This window comes from Methylotetracoccus oryzae, from assembly GCF_006175985.1.
GTDB classification, from domain to species: Bacteria; Pseudomonadota; Gammaproteobacteria; order Methylococcales; family Methylococcaceae; genus Methylotetracoccus; species Methylotetracoccus oryzae.
The window spans coordinates 1-14,646 of the sequence record NZ_SRSH01000033.1 but is presented as its reverse complement, the minus strand read 5'-3'; the positions used below and the strand labels follow the sequence as shown (position 1 = coordinate 14,646).

Here is a 14,646-nt window from a genome sequence, read left to right as displayed (position 1 = left end):
GTCTGCTTCTTCTTCTGGTCATAGGCCAGCGAGGCGAAGGTCGTCTGTTTCATCCGGTCACCGCGTTCACGTGCTCTGTTGGCGATAGCTTACCAGCCGCATTTGTTCAGAGGCTCCCTAGCAGCCCGCCAACGACGAACCCGGACCAATACCCTAGGGGCTCGGCGGATGAGCTTGATCAAAACTGACGCCAATGAATGCCCCGGCAGAGAATCCGGCTCAGATCAGGGTCCCTTGTTGGAAGACCGGGTCGATCAGCGCGCCGAAAAGCTCACAAGCCACCGCGATGATGAGTATCACCAACTCAAGCTCGGCTCCGAGAAGCCGACTGGCGTTCGAAAAACCGAGCGTGAAGCCGCCAGCAGGGACGAACTGTCAGAAGAGCTCACGCCGCAGACCCAGTAGAAGACTTGCCATCACGATTTGAGCCCAGACAATAGCCTGTTCCCCAGGAAAGTCAGGGGATCGGGCGTGAACTTGGATCTTGTCACGGAAGGTGCACCTGTACCAATAGGGCCAATGAGCGCGACTCCAATGGGAAAGCTGCGCCGGGCAGGTATTCCGGCTCGGGTGACTCCAGGTCCAGCCGCGCCGTGTCGCACACGACCGCCCAGCGCGCATCCGGCTGATAGGCTGGGAGAACGAACGGAATTGCACGGTCGTCCGCATTGAACATCAGCACATAATTCTGATCAGTAATCGGCTGATTGCGCGGGTCACGCTCATCGAGCACCTCGCCAAACAGGTAGACGCCCAGGCAGCGGGCGAATGACTGATTCCATTCGGCGTCACTCATCTCGTCGCCGAGAGGGTTGAGCCAGATGATGTCCTTGATGCCGACACCGCGGATTGGACGCCCGTGAAAGTAGTGTTGGCGGCGGAATACGGGATGCTGTTTGCGGAAGTGGATGAGGCGCTGGACGAACTCGAGGAGCGCTTGATTGTCAGCGCTGAGTTCCCAAGCGACCCAACTGATTTCGTTGGCCTGACAGTACGCATTGTTGTTGCCCTGTTGGGTTCGCCCCAATTCATCTCCGGCGAGCAACATGGGCACACCCTGGGACAACAGCAAGGTCGCGATAAAGTTGCGCTTCTGGCGGGCCCGCAAGCGGCTGATCTCCGCGCCATCGGTCGGCCCTTCGGCACCGCAGTTCCAGCTGCAGTTGTTGTCGTTGCCATCGCGATTGTCCTCGAGATTGGCTTCGTTGTGCTTTTGGTTGTAGCTGACCAGGTCATGCAGCGTAAATCCGTCGTGCGCCGTGACGAAATTGATGCTGGAGTACGGTTTACGACCATTGTGTCCATAGAGGTCGCTTGAACCGGTCAGACGGAAGGCCAGATCGTCGATGAGGCCGCCTTCGCCTTTCCAGTAAGCGCGCACCACATCACGGAAGCGATCGTTCCATTCAGCCCAACCGACCGGGAACTTGCCCACCTGATAGCCGCCTTCGCCGAGGTCCCAGGGCTCGGCGATCAGCTTGACCTGTGACAACACCGGATCCTGGTGGATTATGTCGAAGAAGGCGCCGAGACGATCCACCTCGTGCAACTCGCGCGCGAGCGCCGAGGCGAGGTCGAAGCGAAAGCCGTCGACGTGCATCTCCAGTACCCAATATCGCAAACTGTCCATGATCAGCTGCAGTACACAGGGCTGCGTCATGTTCAGCGTGTTTCCACAGCCTGTATAGTCCGTGTAGTAGCGAGGATTATCGGATGCCAGGCGGTAGTACGCCTTGTTGTCGATGCCGCGGAAGGAAAGTGTCGGGCCCAGGTGGCTGCCTTCGGCAGTGTGGTTGTAGACGACATCCAGGATGATTTCGATGCCGGCCGAGTGCAGAGTCTTGACCAATGTCTTGAACTCGCGCACCGGCTCGCCCGCCGCATAACGCGCATCGGGTGCCAGGAAACCGATGGAGTTGTAACCCCAAAAGTTGCGCAGACCTTTGTCGACCAGATGGCAATCGTCGACGAAGGTATGCACTGGCATCAGTTCAACCGTGGTGACGCCCAACTTCTTCAGATGCGCCAGCACCGGTGCTGTCGCCAGGGCTGCGTAGGTCCCCCTGAGTGCAGGCGGCACGTCGGGGTGCCGGGCGGTGAATCCGCCCACGTGCAACTCGTAGATGATGGTTTCGTGCCACGGAATGCGCGGCGGCCGGTCGTCACCCCAGCTGAATGCAGGGTCTATGACCTGGCACTTCGGCATTCTCGACGCGCTGTCCCGGCGATCGAAGGCGAGGTCTTCGTTCTTGTGACCCACCTTGTAGCCAAAATGGACATCACTCCACCGCACGCTCCCGACGATCGCCTTGGCATAGGGGTCGATCAACAGCTTATGGGGGTTGAAGCGGTGCCCCTGAAGCGGCTGGTAGGGACCGGTCACGCGGTAGCCGTAGAGCGTCCCGGGACGCGCCTCGGGCAAATAACAGTGCCACACATAACCGGTTTGCGCCTGCAGCGGAATTCGCTGGACTTCGCGCCGACCCTTGGCGTCGAACAGACACAACTCCACTTTTTCCGCGTGTTCTGTGAATAACGCGAAATTGACGCCTTCCCCATTCCAGGTGGCACCGAGTGGGTATGGGCGGCCTTGCCAGACAGTGGGCGCGGTCTCGGTCATGTGCTTGGGAGCGCACTCGCTTGTCGGAGAGCCGAAGCGGGGAATCGCCGGCTGCCTCAACCCACCGACGAGCGCCCCAGGCCCCATAGACTAATCGCGCCGTCACCCCGCGTATACCCCTCCCGGAGGCAGCCAGCAGCAACTCCGTTGATCTTTGTTCCGCACTGCGTTTCGCGGCCGACGGCAGCACTCCGGGGGTTGACCGGTTTGTTGGGGGCCGCTTGGTGTGGGTCCGGAATCGGAAGCCGGAAATCCGCGCTACGGCTCGGTAAGCGTACGGATGTGCCGAAAATCCACCGTTTGCTACGCTGCCTATCGCCCTTCGCAAGATCGGCGAGGCGTTCCGGCTCCAGGTATTGGCTGCCGATCAGCCATCGAGCCTGTTGACGGGGCATTTCAGCATTGATTGCCGAGGTCAAAGGCGATTCGCGCTGGTCATTGGGCCCGCAGTGGCAGAGCAGCCCCCCCTATTCCTGCTCCGCTGCTGGCGGAAACAGAGCCGCGATGCCGAGACCGCAGGCCTATCGGAGCAAAAGCATGAAACCGCTATTGTCGTCGATCATGTGGTTCCTGCTGTGTTTGAGCGGCATCGCAGTGGCGGGGCATGCCGTCCTCAAGGAACAGACGCAGGGCGCCGTGACCTTCATCACCGGCGGTGTCGGCAAGGAAGAGCAAAGCTATCTTCGTAGCGTCCGCAGCGAATACAACCTGCATTTGCTGTTCGCCGTTCGAGGGTCCGGTGCCTATGTGGCGAATGTGCAAGTCCGGATCGACGATGCCGCAGGCAGGACTGTGCTCGACGCCGGAACTGACGGGCCCCACATGTTCCTGCGCCTGAAGCCGGGCAGCTACGTCGTCGCGGCCGAACGGGGAGGACGCGAGATCACTCACAAAGTCGCGCTGGGTTCCGGACGGGGTGGAGCAGACCTGGTCTTTGCATTTCCCGGCGAAACGACTGACCGCTGATCGAGCGCTCTGCAGGAAAGTCGGAGTGCAGCGTCCGGACGCACCGATGACTGTTCTTCCATGGCACGTTCGCATCGCCAAGACCAGGGCGGTCACCCGCGAAGGGCGGCGCCTTCGTCGGCACGTCCTGAAGATCTGGAGGATGGAGGGGGAACGACTCGGGGCTCTGCCCGAAGCAAGAGGTCAGAAACGACTCCGTAGCTCATAGCCTCCCGCGAGGAGAGGCGACTAACGCTGGCGGGCCGAGTACCGGAGCACTGTGCGATCGAGCGCAGTCATCGTCTTAGTCCGGATATCAGGAGCGCTTGGATGGTGATGGCACAAGCCGGACCGGTCCCATTCGTCGTCAAGGACTGCGCGTTGCTGACGATTGCTACCGGCAAGCGGGCACAGAATCTCAAGGAGTTGCGCGAACAGCTGGTCAGCATCCACCTGGGATGCGTCTACTACCACTTCTGGGGTGGCTTGCTGCATCCACGCTTCGAAGCTCGCGAGTACAACAACGACTTCGCCACCTGGGCGAACCGCTCCATACATGACAAGACGCTCGCGGAGCGCCTGAGCGTCGTCGATCCCACCGCCTTCGGAAGCCTGGGCGATCTGCGTCAGGAAGTCATCGAGGTCATCGAGGAACGCCTGGACGAGCGAGAAGTACTGGCCTGGGCGCAGCCGGATCAGCAATTCGAGTTCATTCGATCACAGATCGTCGTTTTTCAGACGGGCCAGCAACTGATCCTGCCCGAGGACCTGGCAAGCCGGATCAGTCAGCTTTCCCTGGGCAGTTTGTTCTACCACTTCATCGATGCTCGCGGGCGTAACGACAGTCGCAAGGACGATTTCAGCAGTTGGCTGGCGTCCTTCGGCGAGGCGTACGCGGTGATGACAGAGCTCCTGGGATCCGTCGAACCTTATTTCACGTCGCTTTCGGAACTCCGCAACGAACTCGCTGATCGCTTCCAAGAGTGCCTCTGCGAGGTGACCTGTGAGTAGTCTTCTGGATACGTATGCACAGGTCGTCGGACGCGATGTGATCGAACAGCTTTATCAGGTGGCTGATTCGCTGAGTGGGCTCAGGGTCGTGCATGTCAATTCGACGCGTCTCGGCGGAGGCGTAGCCGAGATTCTCGAAAAACTGGTTCCGTTGACACGGGAGCTGGGCATCGACACCCGCTGGGAAGTCATTTCCGGCACCCCGGAGTTCTATCGCTGTACCAAGAGTTTCCACGACGCCCTGCAAGGGGTCGCGGTGTCCGTGGACCCCGGCCTCTTGCGCGTTTTCGAGGATACGAATGCCGTCAACGCCGAGCAGCTCGGCCCCATACTCCGGGACGCAGACGTCGTCTTCATTCATGATCCGCAGCCGGCTCCTCTGCTCAAACTGTTCCCCGATCGGAAAGGCAGATGGATCTGGCGCTGTCATATCGACATCCATCGCCCGTATCGCCCGGTATGGCGCTACTTGCGCGATTTCATCAGCCTCTACGATGCCAGCATCTTCTCGTTGCCGTCGTTTGCCCAACCATTGCCGCACGTCCAATACATCATCCCGCCGAGCATTGATCCGCTGGCGCAGAAAAATGTCGACCTCCCCGATCATGAGATCGTGGCCGCGCTGGAGCGCTTCGCGATCGACCGGGATCGCCCGATCGTACTGCAGGTCTCCCGCTTCGATCGCTTCAAGGACCCCGTAGGTGTGATCCACGGCTACCGCCTGGCGAAGACTTTCGTTCCCGCGTTGCAACTCGTGCTGGCCGGCGGCAGCGCCACCGATGATCCTGACGGCGAAGTGGTGCTCGCCGAGGTTCGGCAGCTGGCCGAAGGCGATCCCGATCTGCATGTCCTGCATCTGCCCCCCGACGCCCATCGCACGATCAATGCCTTGCAGCGGGCCGCTGACGTCGTCGTGCAGAAATCGTTGCGTGAGGGGTTCGGCCTGACCGTCACCGAGGCCATGTGGAAGGGGAAGCCGGTCATCGGAGGCGATACCGGGGGTATCCGGCTGCAAGTGGTCGACTACCACACCGGATTTCTGGTCAGTACGCCGGAGGGAGCAGCGCTGCGTATGCGGTATCTGCTGCGAGATCGGGCTAAACGTTCGGAGATGGGTCAGAAGGCACGCGATTTCGTCCGCGACAACTTCCTGATCACCCGCCACTTGCGCGACTACTTGACGCTGATCTTGGGCTTGACACATGGCGCGGAAGATCGGATCGAGCTCTCCTGATGTGACAACGGTAGTGGCTTACGCTCCGGACATTGCGGAGGAGCGGCCATGATGCGGAGTCATGCCATGCCGTTTGGCGCCGAGGTGATGGCGACCGGGGTGCGTTTCCGGCTTTGGGCGCCGAATGCGCGGCGCGTCGAACTGTGTATCGGGGATCGACCCGACGCCGCCGAACGCATGCATGCGTTACGCGACGGCTGGTTCGAACTCGTCAGTCGGAACGCTCGTGCGGGGAGTCGCTATCGGTTCCGTCTGGAGAACGGTCTGGAGGTGCCGGATCCGGCCAGCCGTTACAACCCCGATGACGTCCACGGCCCCAGCCTGGTGGTCGATCCGCGCAGCTTCCGTTGGGAAGACGAGCAGTGGTCCGGACGACCGTGGGAAGAAGCGGTCATCTACGAGTTGCATGTTGGCGCCTTCACGCCTGAGGGCACCTTCGGCGCTGCGATGCTGAAGCTCGACCACCTGGCCATGCTGGGCGTTTCGGCGATCAGTCTGATGCCGGTGGCCGATTTCCCGGGCCGGGCGAACTGGGGCTACGACGGCGTGCTGGCATTTGCGCCCGACAGCCGCTACGGGTCGCCCGACGATTTGAAGCGACTCGTCCAGGCAGCTCACGGCAAAGGTCTCAGCGTATTCCTGGACGTTGTCTACAACCATTTCGGACCGGAAGGAAACTACCTGTACGTCTATGCCAAGCCGTTCTTCGACGCGACGCGCGTGACACCGTGGGGGAGTGCGATCAATTTCGATGGAGCGGCAAGCCGTCCGGTTCGTGAGTTTTTTATCCACAACGCCCTGTTTTGGCTGGAGGAGTATCACTTAGACGGCTTGCGGCTCGATGCCGTACACACCATCGCCGATAGGTCCGTACCCGATATCCTCGTGGAACTCGCTGAACGCGTACGAGAGGGGCCCGGACGCACCCGCCCGATCCACCTCATTCTCGAAAACGATGACAATGCGGCGCGCTATCTGGAGCGCAATATGAATGGTGCGCCGCGCTGGTACACGGCCCAATGGAACGACGACGTCCATCATGCGTTGCACTGTCTGCTGACAAGCGAAACCGAGCGCTACTACGCAGACTACGCGGATGCCCCTGCCACTCATCTGGGGCGAGCCCTGGCCGAGGGCTTCAGCTATCAGGGCGAAGCATCAGCTTACCGTGGCGGACGCAAACGGGGCGAACCGAGCCGGCATCTGCCGCCCACGGCCTTTATCGGCTTCCTGCAGAACCATGACCAGATCGGCAACCGGGCGTTCGGCGAGCGGCTAAGCGCACTGATCGACCCACGTCCCCTGCGCGCGGCTCTGACCTTGTCATTGCTGGCGCCGTCGCCGCCGCTGCTGTTCATGGGGGAGGAGTTCGCCTGTACCCGGCCGTTTCGCTTTTTTTGCGATTTCGGGCCAGAGTTCGCCGCTGCGGTGACGGCGGGGCGGCGGAGCGAATTCCGGTCTGTTCCCCGGTTTTCCGACCCCGCGGCCCGTCGCCTGATTCCCGATCCCTGCGATCCCGCCACCTTTGCTGCGTCAAAGCTGGACTGGACTGCGCTGTGTCAGCCCGAATCGGCGGCATGGCTGATGGTGTACCGCCGTCTGCTGGAGCTCCGCCGGACCTTCATCGTCCCTCGCGTGAGTGAGCTTGTTCCGGGACGCGCCCATTATCAAACGCTTGGTGAGGCGGGGCTGATCGTTGTCTGGAAGGTCGGGGATCGCGAACGCGTGACCCTGTGCAGTCATCTCGGGGCAAAAGACCTGACCGGCGTTCGGCGGCCCACAGGCAAGCTCATTGCCGCCAGCGACGATGACGTCGCCGGAGCCCTAGCGCGGGGCATCTTGCCGGCATGGTCCACCGCGTGGTTTCTGTCCGACGGCGAGCGCGGGGGCGGACCATGAGCAGCGATCTGGACCGGCTGTGTGCCCTGGCCGGCGTCGCGACGGAGCTTGCAGGTTCGCCGGGTGAAACGGTGCCGGTCGCGGACGAGATCAAGCGAGCGGTACTCGCGGCAATGGGATTTTCGGCCGAGGGCGATGCCGAACTGCGGGAGATTTGCGAAACCTGGGAGAATCGGTCCTGGCTGCGGCTGGTGGATATCGTTCGCGTGCAATCTGTTAGCGACCCGGCCTGCACGATTCCGATCAGCCTCGCGGCTAGCCTGCAAGACACAGCGCTGGACTGGACTCTCGATCTGGAGTCTGGGGAGCGCTTCAGCGGCCGCTGCATCGCAGCCAGCTTGCCACGTTTGGCCCAACGTTCGATCGATGGTGTGGACTATCTCCGCATGAAACTGGACCTGCCGCACCTGCCGCCGTGCGGCTACCATCGCGTCTGCGTTGCGCTACAGGGCGGAGAGCCGAGAGCCACGCAGTCCCTGATCGTTGTGCCGGAGAAGGCCTATCGTCCGGCCGCTTTGCAGGACGCAAGACGGATCTGGGGCGTGAGTGTCCCCCTGTATGGCGTGAGATCCGTCAGAAACTGGGGCGTGGGGGACTTCACCGATCTGTCGAGTCTGGTTGACTTCGCCGCCGAAAAGGGCGCCGACCTGGTTTCCGTTACGCCCTTGCATGCACTGTGGCCGGGCGACCCCGAGCGCTGCGATCCATTCCAGCCGTCCAGTCGTCTGTTGACGAACATCCTCTACGTGGACGTCGAGGCTGTGCCCGAATTCGCCGACTGCGAGGCCGCGCGCACGGCGGTCTTCGCTCCGGAGTTTCAGGCTCGGCTCCGCGCGTTGCGCGGTGCCGATCTGGTCGACTACCGCAGCGTCACGCAAACGAAGCTGGAGGTGCTGGAGGCCTTGTTCGCTCACTTTCGGAAAAGCCGTGACCGGCGCGGGATGGACCGATCTGAAGCGTTTCGTACTTTTCAGGACAACGCGGGTGTGGAACTCGAGCGACAGTGCGTATTCGATGCCTTGTCCGAGCACTGGGCTCGGGGCGGCGAAGCAGGCCCGGCGCCGGCCGCTTGGCCCGATGCGTATCGCCGGGCCGATTCGTCCGAAGTGAAGGCCTTTGCCGAAGCGAACAGGGAGCGGGTGGAGTTTTTCGCTTACCTGTACTGGCAAGCCGACCTGCAACTCGAAGCGGTGGGTCGCCGCTGTCTGCAGCAGGGATTGGGCGTCGGTTTGTCGCTGGACTTCTCGCTCCGTCCCGCCGCATGCGGTGCCGAGGCCTGGGCCTCACCGTCTTTGTACGCCCCCCGCCTGCGCTTGGGTTTCCCTCGCGATCTAAAGGGCGCGGAGCAAGCGGTTGGGGAAGCCGCTCCCGCTAAACCTGCGGTCCTTCGGGAGCAGGCCTACGTTCCCTTGATCACGGCGCTGCGGAACGCCATGCGGCACTGCGGCGCCCTGTTGCTTCAGCCGGCCGGCGATCTGTTCCGACAGTATTGCAGGCCCTGCGCCGCCGACTTCCCCGGGGGAACATACGTGACGCAGCCCACGCTGGAACTGCTCGGCATCATCGCTCTCGAAAGCCACCGTAACCAGTGCCTGATCGGTGTCGGCGACGGCCTCGAGTGTCTGGCGCCTGTTGCCGAGTTGCAGGACCGCGGACTGCTAACCGTCGGATCGCTGCTCGGCGAGTTGCGCTGCGCTGACCGGGACGGGGAACCGGATTGCTCGGCCGCTCGGGTGATCGTCACTGCATCGCCGGGTGAGCCACCGCTGTGCGGATTCTGGCTGGGGACCGATCTGGATGAGCTTGGATCGCTCGGGCTTTTTCACGACGATGCCGCCCGCGTACAAGAGATCAGCGCACGCGCGCTGCAGCGGGCCCGGCTGCTGGCCCGCCTCGACGAAAGACGGCTGCTGCCACCGGAGATCACCCTCGACCCGATCTCGGCACCGGATATGACGCAGGCCCTGGTGCGCGCCGTCTACAGGCTGTTGGCGGAATTCCCCGCCGCCGCGCTCCTCGTCAATCCCGAAGACCTGTTCAGTCAACGCGAGCGGGCATTTCTGCCCGGGGCCCCACCCGATTACCCCAACTGGCGACGCAAGTTGCGCCTGGATCTGGACGACTGGCGGAAGGAGGCCCAGTTCGACGCGCTGGCGACGGTGTTCAGCGAGCTGGACAGATCGGCCCGCGTATCACACCAGCCGCAGGCGTCCGCGTCGCCGCGAGTCCGGTACAGCATTCCCGAGGCTACCTATCGCCTCCAGTTCAATCGTGACTTCACGTTTCGGCAGGCGGCCGAACTGTTGCCCTATCTCAGTGAGATCGGCATCAGCCATTGTTATGCCTCGCCATATCTGAAAGCCCGTCCCGGGAGTCGCCACGGCTACGACATCGTGGATCATGGCGCAGTCAATCCGGAGATCGGGAGTCCCGAGGAGTTCGAGCACTTCCTGTCCGAACTCGATCGTTTCGGTATCGGGCAGATCATCGATCTGGTGCCGAACCATATGGGGGTCATGGGGAGTGACAACCGGTGGTGGATGGATGTGCTGGAAAATGGTCCGGCGTCCGATTTCGCGAATTTCTTCGACATCGAATGGTCGCCGATCAGCGAGAATCTTAGGGGCAAGGTGCTGTTGCCGGCCTTGGGTTTACCCTACGGCATCGCCCTGGAAGCCGGTGAGATTCAGTTGACCTTCGATGGCGAAACAGGGCACTTCGACTTCCTGTATGGCGAGCATCGCTTTCCGGTCGATCCCCGCGAATATCCGGTGATTCTGGGTTACCGCCTCGACCAACTGGAGGCTGCCGTCGGTGTGGAGCACCGCCCGCTGATCGAACTGCAGAGCCTGATCACTGCTTTCGGGCATTTGCCGGCGCGTTCGGAGCTGTCGCCGGGAGCACGCGAAGAGCGGCATCGCGACAAGGAAGTGCACAAGGGCCATCTGGCCGCGTTATGTCGGGCCAGCCCAGACATCGCCCAGTTCATTGGGCGCGACCTCGAGCTTTTCAACGGTATCCCGGGCGTTCCCGCCAGTTTCGAACTGATGCACGAGCTGTTGGAAAGGCAGGCCTATCGACTCGCCTACTGGCGTGTCGCGGCCGACGACATCAACTACCGGCGATTTTTCGACATCAATGATCTCGCGGGTCTGTGCACGGAACACGGGGCGGTCTTCGACGCGACCCATCGTTTCGTTCTGAACCTGATCGCCGGCGGCAAGGTTTCGGGACTGCGCATCGATCACCCCGACGGTCTTTATGACCCGCAGGGCTATCTTGAGACGCTGCAACACCGTATCGCGGAGTTGGCGGGTGCGCCCGAGGCCGCGGGGCAAGGGGCTGAAGGTGCCGAGGCTTCTATCCCAAGGTTCTTCGTGGTCGCCGAGAAGATACTGGCGTGCGACGAACCGCTGCCCGCGACGTGGCCAGTGCACGGCACGACGGGCTACGACTTCCTGCGTCAGCTCAACGAGCTGTTCATCTGCCCCGGTGGGGAAGCCGCCTTCTCCGATCTGTGGGCGGTGTTCGCGGACGGCGAGACCAATTTCGATCAATTGGTCTATCGATCGAAGCGCATGATCCTTCGGGTCGCACTATCCAGCGAGTTGACCGTATTGGCCAACCAGCTGAGCCGCATCGCGGAGGCCGACCGCACTACGCGTGACTTCACGCTGAATAGCTTGCGGGACGCCCTGCGGGAGATCATCAGCTGCTTTCCGGTGTACCGCAGCTATGTCAGGGATCGGGATATTGCCGCATCTGACATCGCGGCCATCGAGCGTGCCGTCGCCGGAGCGAAGCGATGCAGTCGCGCCGACGATATCTCCGTGTTCGATTTCATCCGGGACGTACTGCTGACGCGGCAAGCCGAGGGCAAGCCCGAGGCCTATCAGACAGCCACCGTTGCGTTTGCGATGAGCTTCCAGCAACTGACCGGTCCGGTGATGGCCAAGGGCGTCGAAGACACCGCGTTCTACCGATACCATAGGTTCGTCTCACTGAACGAGGTGGGCGGAGATCCCCGGCGCTTCGGGTGCACGGTCGCGGACTTCCATCGCGCCAACCAGTCGCGAGCGGAACATTGGCCCCACAGCCTGCTGGCAACCTCGACTCATGACACCAAGCGCTCCGAGGACGTCCGTGCGCGGCTGAATGTGCTGTCGGAGCTTGGTGATGAATGGCGGGATCGGGTTAACGGCTGGCGCGAATTGAATCGGCCGCTGCATCGTCTCATCGCGCAGGATCCCGCACCGCATCCCAGTGACGAGTATCTGATCTACCAGACCCTGGTCGGTACCTGGCCGCTAGGGGGTGTGCAGGTCGATAAGCTCCAGGACTATCGGGGCCGCGTCGACGCATATCTCCTGAAGGCCATGCGGGAGGCCAAGCGTTTTACCAGCTGGTTGAACCCGAATGACGACTATGAGGAGGCGACCCTGGGTTTCCTCGGGTCACTGCTGTGCGGTGCGGAAGCCGACGCTTTCCGCCGGGATTTCGAGTCGTTCGTCGCCGGCCTTGTCCGTCCCGGGCTGTTCAATAGCCTGAGCCAGTTACTGCTGAAACTTACCGTACCGGGCGTGCCCGATATCTATCAGGGGCAGGAGCTGTGGGACTTCAGCCTGGTCGATCCGGACAATCGCCGCAGCGTGGATTACGCGCTGCGACAGCAACTGCTCGACGAGCAGCGGTCCTGGGATACCCTTTCACCGGATGCTCTCGGCCCTCGACTGACGCAGATGCAGGACCTCATGGAAGACGGACGCATCAAACTGTACGTTACGCGCCGCGCGCTTCGACTCCGTCTGAGCGACCCGGAGCTATTCAAGCACGCCGACTATCAGCCAGTATTCGTGGAAGGCCAGCGGAGTCACCACGTGTGCGCCTTCAGCCGCACGTACCAGCAGCGGATGATCTGGGTTGCGGTACCGCGCTGGACCCGCAGCCTGCTCGGGCGCGGCGGCACCTTGAACGATCCGGAGATCTGGTCGGATACCTTCATTCCCTGGCCGCGGTCCGCGCTCGGCGTCTTCCGGGACGTATTCACGGGCCGGCGCTTCGGCATCCGGATAGCCGGGCGCGTTCCGGCGGCAAAAATTTTCGCGGCATTTCCGGTGGCGCTTTGGATTCAGGAGGGCTGACGTTGCCGATGAGTTATGCCTGCCGCTTTCCGTTGCCGCGTGCTGGCCTGCGGTGCAGCACTCGCGCCGACCTGCGTATCCTGTTGCTGCAGATTCGCGATGACCGCAGGGTACGCGCGGAGGAGTACGCGAGCTTCTGTGACTACAGCGGCCTCGAAGCCAGCCAGATCGACGTGCTGAACGCGTTCGACCAGCCCGACTTCCCACCCGACGTGGCAGACGGCTACGACGCGCTGTTCGTTGGCGGTGCCAGCGAGGCCAGCGTGCTCGAGCCGGAACGCTATCCGTTCATCAGGTCCTGCATCGAGCTGACGCGCCGCTGGGCCATGGGCGGATTGCCCGTGTTTGCCTGCTGCTTCGGGTTCCAACTCGCCGTGCTGGCGCTGGGCGGGCGCATCATTCGCGACGACCGAGACTTCGAGATGGGCACGATCCCGATCCGTCTTACCAGGCACGCGGGTGGCGACCCCCTGTTTTGCGATGTGCCGGACGGTTTTCTGGCGGTATCGGTGCACCGCGAGCGCGCGACTCGCGTCCCGGCGGGCTGTCTGCCACTGGCCTACTCCGACCGATGCCTTCATGCGTTTCGCGTTGGGGAAGGGCCGTTCTGGGCGTTCCAGTTCCACCCGGAGGTCAGTCGCGCCCGTCTGGTGGAACGCCTGACGATCTACAAGGCGCAATACACCCAGGACGATGCCCACCTGGAGCGTGTTCTGAACGCGGCTGCAGAGACGCCGGAGTCGAACCGGCTAGTCCACAGGTTCGTCGAACGCGTGTTGCTCGGCCACTGAAATGCGCCCTATGCCCACTCCGTGCAGCGCACACAAAGGCCCATTGGCATGGTCCGACACAGGACGCCCATGGCTACAAGCCCCGCAATACGAGCTTACACTCGAGCATGTCGCTCACCCCCCTTACGTAATATCTGTGCGCCAGCGACGCGAACAGCTGTTTTGGGCGTACTAGTGGGCGCGAATGGCGCCAACCCACGCCGGGTGATCCCGTGCAGTGAGGCTCGTTGGTCCGTTACTCAATCGGGGCCAGAGTGGCACGACGATGCGAACCCGAATGGCCTCCGGGAAGCAAGGACATTCGACAACGGCATTGGGCTTGGCCTCGCCCTGCACCATCCGGTATGTCCCTGGCTAACCTTGCGGCTCGTCGTCAAAACGCTCGGGCCATTTCCTCGCGCCGTGAAAAATGGCGAGAAGACACCAGTATCCACGCGCTACGGTGGGACGCTTGTTCCATTTCGTGGACTTACTGACGAGCGTGTCGAATCGTCCGTCTCCAGTCCTGCGCCGCGTGTACCAAGCCGCCTAAACGGGGCAAAACCGAGGCAAGGCTTTTGAAGATGGTGGGCGGTGTAGGGTTCGAACCTACGACCCCTGCCGTGTGAAGGCTACGGGGCTTCACCCATAGCCTTTTTGTTCAATGACATACAGCCGCCGCGCAACGTACTGTGTGTCTCTGTGTACCCCAAAATGCCCTGCGATTTCTCTGTGTTGTCACAGTTTGGTACACACCCATTCCGTTACCGGATAATCCCGAAGACCGGCAACGCAACGGCATTGCCGAGAGGAGTCATTCAGTGGCTGAGTCCGGCGGAGATAAATCAATGCGCCACTCCCTCACAATGCGGTCAATTTCAAAGGGCATTAAATTGTCACCCAGGTAGAGTCCAGCGACGTGGTGTAAATCGAGGGTCAGAGATGGGAGGCCATCGCGAACTCCGGTAAGGTTGAAAGTGCGAAAGACAACCTGAACGTGGAGACGACGATGGCCGACGACAGCAT

At 62.0% G+C, this 14,646-nt stretch carries 8 protein-coding genes; 7 read left to right on the top strand and 1 reads right to left on the bottom strand.

The features are described 5' to 3' along the window. Positions 1 to 168 precede the first annotated feature (168 nt). Entirely contained in the window at positions 169 to 405 is a 237-nt protein-coding gene (locus BWR02_RS20530) for a hypothetical protein (protein WP_139559774.1), read from the top strand. An 82-nt stretch (positions 406 to 487) separates the two neighbouring features. Here the strand turns inward: BWR02_RS20530 and glgX are convergent, their stop codons facing one another. Beyond that, positions 488 to 2,620 (bottom strand): glycogen debranching protein GlgX, encoded by a 2,133-nt coding sequence (gene glgX, locus BWR02_RS20525; protein WP_139559773.1) that lies wholly within the window; start codon positions 2,618 to 2,620, stop codon positions 488 to 490. A 537-nt stretch (positions 2,621 to 3,157) separates the two neighbouring features. Between glgX and BWR02_RS20520 the strand changes: the two genes are divergently transcribed. From BWR02_RS20520 to BWR02_RS20495, 6 genes are all read left to right on the top strand, one after another. After that, the gene (locus BWR02_RS20520) at positions 3,158 to 3,586 is read left to right on the top strand and encodes a carboxypeptidase regulatory-like domain-containing protein (RefSeq protein ID WP_139559772.1); all 429 of its coding nucleotides are present in this window, start codon (positions 3,158 to 3,160) and stop codon (positions 3,584 to 3,586) included. A gap of 309 nt (positions 3,587 to 3,895) precedes the next feature. Continuing rightward, positions 3,896 to 4,576: a DUF5752 family protein gene (locus tag BWR02_RS20515; RefSeq protein WP_236102474.1), complete on the top strand. Its 681-nt coding sequence runs from the start codon at positions 3,896 to 3,898 to the stop codon at positions 4,574 to 4,576. Then, entirely contained in the window at positions 4,569 to 5,810 is a 1,242-nt protein-coding gene (locus BWR02_RS20510) for a glycosyltransferase (protein WP_139559771.1), read from the top strand. The genes BWR02_RS20515 and BWR02_RS20510 overlap by 8 nt, the downstream gene beginning before the upstream one ends. A 48-nt stretch (positions 5,811 to 5,858) precedes the next feature. Beyond that, positions 5,859 to 7,709, top strand: coding sequence for a malto-oligosyltrehalose trehalohydrolase (gene treZ / locus BWR02_RS20505; RefSeq protein ID WP_236102472.1), 1,851 nt, complete (start codon positions 5,859 to 5,861; stop codon positions 7,707 to 7,709). Next, positions 7,706 to 12,850: a malto-oligosyltrehalose synthase gene (treY, locus tag BWR02_RS20500; RefSeq protein ID WP_162560268.1), complete on the top strand. Its 5,145-nt coding sequence runs from the start codon at positions 7,706 to 7,708 to the stop codon at positions 12,848 to 12,850. The genes treZ and treY overlap by 4 nt, the downstream gene beginning before the upstream one ends. 8 nt (positions 12,851 to 12,858) lie before the next feature. After that, entirely contained in the window at positions 12,859 to 13,641 is a 783-nt protein-coding gene (locus BWR02_RS20495; RefSeq protein WP_139559775.1) for a type 1 glutamine amidotransferase, read from the top strand. Positions 13,642 to 14,646 lie beyond the last annotated feature (1,005 nt).